The organism is Macrococcus sp. S115 (assembly GCF_030067655.1).
Classification (GTDB): Bacteria; Bacillota; Bacilli; order Staphylococcales; family Staphylococcaceae; genus Macrococcoides; species Macrococcoides psychrotolerans.
In genome coordinates, this window is sequence record NZ_JASJES010000021.1 from 1 (window position 1) to 1,278 (window position 1,278).

A 1,278-nucleotide genomic window follows, 5' to 3' on the forward strand; every position below is an offset into this window, starting at 1 on the left:
TTACCAATTTGATACCTTCGGTATTGACGGTCTTATATCCAGTATGACCAGAAAGAAATATTCAACAGATGAAAAATTAAGAATCATTCAGTATAGAATTACTAATCAACTTTCATATAAAGAAACTGCTAGAATCTTTGATATTACTAATCCTACTTTAATAGCTCAGTGGCAGATGAAATACAATCAATATGGTATCCTAGGTTTAGAATCAAAACCGAAGGGTCGTGCGTCTAAAACTATGAAAAATAAAAAGGTTGATAACACTAGTTTAAACGAAAGTGAACGACAAGAATTAATACGCTTACGTGAGGAAAACAGGAGATTAGAAATCGCAATTGCTCTCGAAAAAAAGTTACAATCCTTAGCTCGAAAAAATCAAACAAAGAAATAGTAGCTGCTATTATTGAGTTAAGGAATGAATCTAACTATAAGTTAAAAGAAATATTATCAGTAGCTATGATAGCGAAAAGTGTATACCATTATTGGAAATTACGACTTAGTGTCACTAAACATAAAGACAATTATTTAATTACTTTGATTAAAGAAATCATTAACAAACATAAAAATAGGATAGGTTATCGTACAGTAACCGACGAACTAAGAGAGTTAGGTTTTGTAGTTAACCATAAAAAAGTTCTTAGAATAATGAGAGAAAATAATTTACTTTGTACAAAGTTTAAGCATAGAAATAGAACATATAAGTCGTACAAAGGGAAAGTTGGCAAAACAGCTAAGAATAAATTGAATCGCAGATTCGTAACTAATCGCCCATATCAAAAATTACTTACTGATGTAACACAATTCAACATTAAAAATGGAACTAAGCTATATCTGTCAACAATTTTTGATGTATGTTCGAAAGAGATTATTTCTTATTCAATTAGTAAGCGTCCAACATTGGAATTCGTTATGGAATCATTGTTAAAAGCAATTAATGTAATTCCAGACCTTCCCTATAGAACTACAATCCATTCCGATCAAGGGTGGCAATATCAGCATAAATCTTGGGTACAATCTTTGAAAAAGAATAGAATTATTCAAAGCATGTCTAGAAAAGGTAATTGTCTTGATAATTCTCCGATGGAGAATTTCTTTGGTATTTTAAAACAAGAAATGTTTTATGGAGAAACATTTGATTCTTATGATGAACTAGAAGAGGAGATTATTGACTATATGGAGTATTATAATTTAGTCAGAAAGAAGAGAAAATTAAAAAGCAAGACTCCTGTAGAATACAGAAATCTTGCTTTAATGAAAGTAGCTTAATAAAAAGTT

At 29.8% G+C, this 1,278-nt stretch carries 2 protein-coding genes; both read left to right on the forward strand.

Translation table 11 applies throughout. The features are described from left to right. Positions 1–394: transposase (locus QNJ52_RS11495; RefSeq protein WP_283722652.1), on the forward strand; the 394-nt coding region annotated here is incomplete at its 5' end. Positions 395–405: 11 nt separating this feature from the next. Next, complete coding sequence (locus tag QNJ52_RS11500; protein WP_232779643.1) at positions 406–1,269, forward strand: IS3 family transposase; 864 nt, start codon at positions 406–408, stop codon at positions 1,267–1,269. Positions 1,270–1,278: the final 9 nt, after the last annotated feature.